This is a genomic window from Cupriavidus sp. 05N39 (assembly GCF_056397325.1).
The window spans coordinates 1-991 of record NZ_JBFTNE010000254.1; the positions used below are offsets into that span (position 1 = coordinate 1).

1 protein-coding gene is annotated in these 991 nt (G+C 60.5%); it reads left to right on the forward strand.

Features of this window, described 5'->3' with window-relative positions; all coding sequences use genetic code 11:
- Positions 1-712: NAD(P)/FAD-dependent oxidoreductase (locus tag AC1DN0_RS41125; protein WP_477146615.1), on the forward strand; the 712-nt coding region annotated here is incomplete at its 5' end.
- Between the last annotated feature and the right edge of the window lie 279 nt (positions 713-991).

Below are 991 nucleotides of genomic sequence, written 5' to 3' on the forward strand. Positions count from 1 at the left end.
CACCAGGACCATCTTCATCGCCGCGGGCGTGGGCTCGTTCCAGCCGCGCACGGTCAAGGTGGATGGCATCGACAAGTTCGACGGCAAGCAGCTGTTCTACCGCGTCAAGGATCCGAGCCGTTTCCACGGCCGCAACCTCGTCATCGTCGGCGGCGGAGACTCCGCGCTGGACTGGACGCTGGACCTGGCCGGCAAGGCCGAGTCGGTGGTGATGATCCATCGCCGCGACGGCTTCCGCGCCGCGCCCGCCTCCGTCGCCAAGATGAAGGAATTGTGCGAGCAGATGGAGATGCAATTCGTCGTGGGCCAGATCAGTGGCTACGAGGAAAAGGATGGCCTGCTGACCGAGATCAAGGTGACGGGCGCAGACGGCGTCACGCGCCGCCTGCCGCTGGACGACCTGCTGGTGTTCTTCGGCCTGTCGCCCAAGCTCGGACCCATTGCGGAGTGGGGCCTGGACCTTGAGCGCAAGCAGATCAAGGTGGACACGGAGAAGTTCGAGACGAACATCCCCGGCATCTTCGCGGTAGGCGATATCAATACCTACCCCGGCAAGAAGAAGCTGATCCTCTCGGGCTTCCACGAGGCCGCGCTGGCCGCCTTTGGCGCCGCGCCTTATATCTTCCCCGAGAAGAAGATCCACATGCAGTACACCACTACCTCGCCGAAGCTGCACAAGATCCTCGGCGTCGATTCGCCGGTGTTCGACTAAGCCGGGCGCCGCGCCGCGCAGGTGGACGCAGCAAGCGTCAAAAAAATCGCCCTCCGGGGCGATTTTTTATGGCACAGACCCAAAACACCACCTATAATGTGGCCCTGCCTCAGATCACCGGGGTGGAACCAGAAGTTTCGCAGCACCGGCAGTAAAAAATTACTGCACAGATGTTGACGAATAAAAGAGAAACTGGTTACAATCCTTTTCTCAGCTGTTCCCTGATAGCTCAGTTGGTAGAGCGACGGACTGTTAATCCGCAGGTCGCTGGTTCGAGCC